Origin of the sequence: Streptomyces sp. CNQ085 (genome assembly GCF_022614595.1) — a bacterium.
GTDB lineage: Bacteria > Actinomycetota > Actinomycetes > Streptomycetales > Streptomycetaceae > Streptomyces.
This window is the reverse complement of the sequence record NZ_JAJFAU010000216.1, coordinates 1-5825: the sequence shown is the minus strand read 5'-3', so window position 1 is coordinate 5825 and position 5825 is coordinate 1. Positions and strand designations below refer to the sequence as shown.

Genomic DNA, 5825 nt, shown 5'->3' with positions numbered 1-5825 from the left:
CGTCGAGGCCGCGCGGTCCCTGGCGCGGACGGCGGGCCGCGAGGTCTGGAGCGCCGCGGGCGCCACGGCCCGCGAGTGGCGGACGGCGACGGCCTCCGACCTCGCCCGCGGCGGAGCGCTCACCCTGCTGCGGTCGCAGCCGGACAGCGCACGCACCCGGGCACAGGCCGCGAACGGCGAAGTCGGCGGAGGCGGGCGGCCCGAGACACGGGCGGTGCTCACCGCCTCCGACATCGCCACCGGGTCGGGCCCCACGGGCGACCCGGCGGGGCCGCACGACGACACCGCGCCCGTGATCGCCGCCGGGGACGTCCTCGTCCGGGCGATCGCGAGCGCGGACGGCCCGATGACCCGGGTCGCGGGCCAGGAGGACTCCGGGGCGCTGCCCGGCCCCCATGTCCACCTCTTCCGGCCGGACCCGGCACGCCTGGATGCCTGGTTCCTCGCCGGGTTCCTGGGTGCGGAGGAGAACATCGCGGGTGCGTCGACGGGAAGCACGGTGCTGACCGTCAACCCCGGCCGGCTGCGCGTGCCCCTGCTGCCGCTGGAGGAGCAGCGGCGCTACGGGGAGGCGTTCCGGCACGTGCACGAGCTCCGGGCACAGGCCCGGCGGGCGGTCCTGCTTGGGGAGGGGACAGCAGGGCTGCTGGCGAGCGGACTCACCGGCGGGCAGCTGCTGCCGGCGCGGGCGGCGAACGGAGTACGCGGCCGGGGTGACGATTCATCTCATTAGTACTCCATGCGCCAGGCCATCGAGGAGGGCTTCATCGCAGACGCTCTCGCGCCTGAACCGCACCGCCGACCGCAAGTCGCGGGCGGACCTGGCCGTCCTGGACTTCGTCAACGACGAGGAGAACTTCGGCGTCCTCTTCGACAAGAGGTTCGAAGCGCCTCGACATCCAAGGCAGTGGGCCCCGCCGCCCCGAGGCGACACTCCGGTCATGGAGTCGCCCACATTCCGACCGACAGCACGGAAGGCATCCGCCGACTCCGTCGGCGGAGCATCATGGAAGATCAACGCTGAACTGCGTCAGGAGACGCAGCGCACGGCACTGGGGACAGAGTTGGAAGAGACGGAACGCAGGGCCGCAACGGCTCCTATCCATATCCACCAGATTCGCACCGCGCTTCTGCGGCAGTACGAGGGGCTCATCTACGACAAGGACCTCAGAGGGTACGACCAGCAGGGCTACGAGCAGCGGTTCCTTTCCCGTGCGTTAACGGCGGCTGCCGTACGCGAGGTGACCGGCTGCGACCGCAAGACCGCCGGCGCCTCTGTCATCGACGGCGAGGACGACCAGGGCATCGACGGCGTGGCGGTCACCGAGGGCACACAGGAGGTCTGGCTCGTTCAGGCCAAGTGGAGCGACGACGGCAAGGGCAAGCTCGACACCAACGCGGCACACAAGCTCATCGCCGGTCTCCGCCTCATCGAGCAGCGGAGTTTCGACCGCTTCAACGACCGGTTGGAGCCGATCGCCGCACGTGTCAACGCAGCGATGCACGACGCCCGGCTCAAGGTGACTCTGGTGATCGCCGTCATGGGTGTGGGGACGCTCAGCAGGGAAACCACCAACGTTCTGGAAGACGCCCGGAACGAGTTCAACGGACTCGGCCCGGCCCTTGAGTACCGCGTGGTCCACGCCGCGGACATCCTCCGGCAGATCCGTGAGGACCTCTCACCCGAGCCTGTGCGGGTGACCGTGCGGATGACGAACTGGCTCCGGCGGAACACCCCGCTCACCGCTTACCAGGGAACGGTTCCGGCCGGCAATGTCGCCGAGTGGTACCAGTCGTATGAAAGCCGGTTGTACGAGCAGAACCTGCGCCAGTCGCTCGGTACCACCCGAGTCAACTCGGGCATGCTGAGCACCCTGGTGAACGAGCCGGAGAACTTCTGGCTCTTCAACAACGGGGTGACGGTGCTGTGCGACCGACTCGAGGAGGAGTGGCCGGGACGCCGCCGGCCGGACGAGCCCGTGCACCTTCGCATCTCGGGGGTCAGTGTCGTAAACGGCGCGCAAACCGTCGCGGCGGCACATCGCGCCATGGAGGCGTCCCCCGAAGCGGTGGAGGACGCCGAGGTCACGGTCAAGGTGATCGTCGTCGACAAGAACATGCCGGATCTCGCACAGCGCATCACCGAGACGACCAATACGCAGAACCACGTGGAGCAGCGGGACTTCATCGCCCTGGACGAGGTGCAGGCGATGATCCACGAGGACTTCATGCTGTCCCTTCAGAAGTCCTACGTGTTCAAGCGTGGTGAACCCGACCCGGCGCCGGACGAAGGTTGCTCGGTCGTGCACGCCGCCGTCGCCCTGGCCTGTGCGCACCGCAGCACCGAACTCGCCGTACGGGCGAAACGGGACACGGACCTCCTCTGGGAGCGCGGCAGCAGAGGCGCTTACCCGCGACTCTTCGGAGAACGTCCCAGCGCTTTCCAGATCTGGCGTTCGGTACTCGTGCGCCGTGCTGTGGGTACCGCTCTCAACGAAGAGCGCAAGCGGTTCCAGAAGCGCGCCTCCGACGTGAGCCAGCGGGGTGACCTGCTCATCACCCATCTGGTCTTCCAGCTTCTCGACCAGGATCGCATCGACGACCCGGAGTACGACTGGGACACGGCGCTGCGGGAAGTGCCCGCGCTCACCAACCGGGTCCTGTCCTGGCTGATCCACCACATCGACGCGGAGTACGGTCCCACCTCCTTCCTCAGCGGGACGCTCACCGATGCCGGACGCTGCAAGCGGCTTGCGGAGCTGGTACTGCGTGACGCCCAACGTGAAGGGGTCATCCCCGACCTGCCGACGATCTACAAGGCCCCCAAGGGGAGCAGGCGCAAGCCACGCCGCCCCAACGCCGTGCCCACCCTCGTGGACAACGGAACGATCAAGAACGGCACACCGGTCCGGCTGCGCCTGGGGAACAAACCCGAGATCGAAGCGCTCGCCTCCTGGCTCGCGGAGGACCCCCGGCGCGGCGAGGCCACCTGGGTGAACGACCGGACTCGGTGCCTCGTATGGGCGGTGGACGGGAAGGCGTACTCGCCGACCCGTCTGGTCCTGAACCTCTACGAACTCGCCGGCTGGCAGGAGGCACCCGTGGCAGTGCAGGGGCCGGCCCGGTGGACACTGGACGGCACCGCCACTCTCTCTGATCTCGCACGAACACTGCACGACGAGCAGGCCGAACAGGAGTGAGTACGGGCCGTGCCGCAGCGCGTGCTGCGGCACAGCCCGCTCACTCACCGCGCGGTATGTGATCGAGCAGTGCTTGGGCGAAAAGGTCCGGGCCGGGGACGCGGTGGCGCGAGATGGCCTGTCGGCCGCCTCTGATGCGGGCACACGCAAGCAAGTCAAGACCATTTGACGGAGCTTTCATTACTTGGGAAGGTGTAGCCGCTTCGGCTCGCGAAGGGCGGTGCGACGAGGAACGTCGCGGCGCGAAGGGGTGGGCGGGCGGTAGCGAGGGGGCGCGGCTTCAACAGCCCACGGCCTTGCCGGGGACACCGGCGACCGGAACCCCTCTCCCTGCCCGCAGCGGTGCGAGGCGCCCTCGGGGCGCCTCGCGGAAGGGGTGTGTGATGGCCGACGAGAAGACTCCCGACGAGGGAGCGGCTGAGGGAATGGCCGAGAGGACCGGGCGGTGGGCCGCCGAACTCGCGGAGCGGGTCATGGTGAACGGCGTGGGGCCGATCACCGGATCGGTGACCTGGGCCGAGGACCGCCTCTCACGCCGACAGGGCGCCGACTACAGAGCGCCCGGCGACGAGGAGCGCCGCTCCCCCGAGGACATGAAGGACGACATCGACGCGGTCATCGCCCGCCTCATCAAGGAGTCCGTGGCAGCGGCCGGGACACAGGGGTTCGTCACCGGGCTCGGGGGACTCCTCACCGCGGGCGTGACGCTCCCCGCGAACGTGGCCGCGTCCGTCGCCATCAACATGCGGATGGCCGGCTCCATCGCACACCTCCGGGGATGGGATGTCCACGATCCGCACGTGCGGACCGTCGCGATGATGCTCGCGATCGGGATGAGCACGCAGAACGTCCTGGCGGCCTTCGGGGTGAAGGTCAGCCAGAAGTTCGGCCAGCAGATGATCAAGAAGATTCCGATGGCGGTTATCCATGCCATCAACAAGAAGGTCGGATTCCACCTCGTCGCGAAGCACGGGACCAAGCGCGCCGCGGTCACGCTCGCCAAGGGGATCCCGATCCTGGGAGGCATCGTCGGAGGCGCCGTGGACGCGGGGGCCACCGCTGTCATCGGACGTGTCACGGACAAGGCTCTGCGCGGCGACGCCCTGAGGGTCGAGCCCGAGGATGAGACCGGGACCGAGGAAACGAAGTAACGAACCGGGCGGTCGCCGCTCACCGCTCCCCCCCCCGGCGCGTACTCGGCCCAGACGGTCTTGCCCGGCCCGTCCCTGCGCGTGTGCCAGTCCCAGCGCGCGGCCAGCTCCGACACCAGGAGCAGGCCGCGGCCCGACTCCTGTGGGCACTCGGCGTCCGGGGTGGTGGGGCGCACCGGCAGGCGTTCGGCGCGGGTGTCGGTGACCTCGACGCGCACGCACCGGCCGCCGGCCGGTGCGTGCAGGCGGAGGTGGAAGTCCCGGCCGGGTACGTGTCCGTGCCGCACGGCGTTCGCGGTGAGTTCGGCGGCGATCAGCACGATCTCGTCGTGCTCGGTGGTGCCGTACGGGATCCCCCAGGCGTCGAGGCGGACGGCGACCAGGCGCCGGGCGAGACGGGCCCCTCTGGGCGTGGAGGTGAAGCGCATCCCGAAGACGCGCCCGCCGGGGCTGGTGAGTCGGGTGGGACGGGTGGCGTCAACGGGGCTGCCGGGCTTACTCGTCATGGCCACCACGGTCCCCGTGGTGGCGCGGCGCGGCCAGGCGCGGCGCGACCAGTGGTGACGCGGCTCGCGGGCCGCTTGTACGCGCGGTACGCGTGCGAGTACGAGGCATGCGGCGTGACCGCCTCCCGGGCAGGCGCGTTGGCCCGGTGAGGTGATGTTCGATGACGGAGCGTACGGACGGGGAGACCGCCCCGAGTGGCGGGGCGGTCGTGAACTTCGGTGACGGCTGGGAAGGCGACGACGGGCCCGGGCGACGGCCGGAGGACGAGAGCGGGTGAGGTGTCGTCACCGCGTTCGGGCGGACCATGAAGGCCCTGCGGTCGCGGCAGGGGCTGGAGCGCGAGGAGTTCGGCAAGCGGATCGGGTACTCGGCCTCGACGGTCGCCTCGTTCGAGCAGGGACGGCGGATCCCGTCACCGCGGACGATCGAGCGGGCGGACGAAGTGCTGAGCGCCGACGGGTTGCTGGCCCTGTGGAAGGAGGAGGTGGAGCGGGCCCAGTACCCGCTCTTCTTCCAGGGGATGGCGGCGCTGGAGAAGGAGGCCATCGAACTGGTCATGTACGACACGCTCGTGGTCAACGGTCTGCTCCAGACCGAGGAGTACATGCGGGCGCTGCTCGGCATGCGGCGCCCGCCGCTGGACCCGGAGACCATCGAACTGCGCGTCGCCGCGCGGCTGGCCCGTCAGGAACTCCTGGACCGGCGGCCCGCGCCGCTGCTCAGTTTCGTGATGGACGAGTCGGTACTGCGTCGCCCGTACGGCGGAGCCGAGGGCGGCCAGTGCGTGGAGGTCGCGGTCGGCACGGCCGCTGCGCACGTCCGGGACTCCAAGGCCGTTGCCGGGCCGGTCCTCACGGTGTCGCGCGAGGCATGGGCGGAGTTCGTCGGGCCGGCCTCCTCGCAGCGGGACGTCTGACACCCGACAGACCCGCCGGAGCCCTGCCGTCCCTCCCGGACGGCAGGGCTC

General features: G+C 70.0%; 2 protein-coding genes and 3 pseudogenes. 4 read left to right on the top strand and 1 reads right to left on the bottom strand.

Annotated features, from left to right (window positions below; all coding sequences use genetic code 11):
- From LJ221_RS23010 to LJ221_RS23000, 3 genes and pseudogenes are all read left to right on the top strand, one after another.
- Positions 1-733, top strand: a pseudogene (locus LJ221_RS23010) (SAM-dependent methyltransferase); the annotation flags it as partial.
- Positions 714-3200, top strand: a complete 2487-nt coding sequence (locus LJ221_RS23005; RefSeq protein ID WP_241718631.1) for an AIPR family protein — start codon at positions 714-716, stop codon at positions 3198-3200. The pseudogene LJ221_RS23010 and the gene LJ221_RS23005, both read left to right, overlap by 20 nt.
- 383 nt (positions 3201-3583) lie before the next feature.
- On the top strand, positions 3584-4351 hold the full coding sequence (locus LJ221_RS23000; protein WP_241718630.1) for an EcsC family protein: 768 nt from the start codon (positions 3584-3586) through the stop codon (positions 4349-4351).
- 41 nt (positions 4352-4392) lie between these two features.
- On the opposite strand, the pseudogene LJ221_RS22995 reads toward LJ221_RS23000, so the two are convergent.
- Positions 4393-4857: pseudogene (locus tag LJ221_RS22995) on the bottom strand (ATP-binding protein); the annotation flags it as partial.
- A gap of 305 nt (positions 4858-5162) precedes the next feature.
- Here LJ221_RS22995 and LJ221_RS22990 point away from each other — a divergent pair.
- Positions 5163-5744: pseudogene (locus LJ221_RS22990) on the top strand (Scr1 family TA system antitoxin-like transcriptional regulator); the annotation flags it as partial.
- Between the last annotated feature and the right edge of the window lie 81 nt (positions 5745-5825).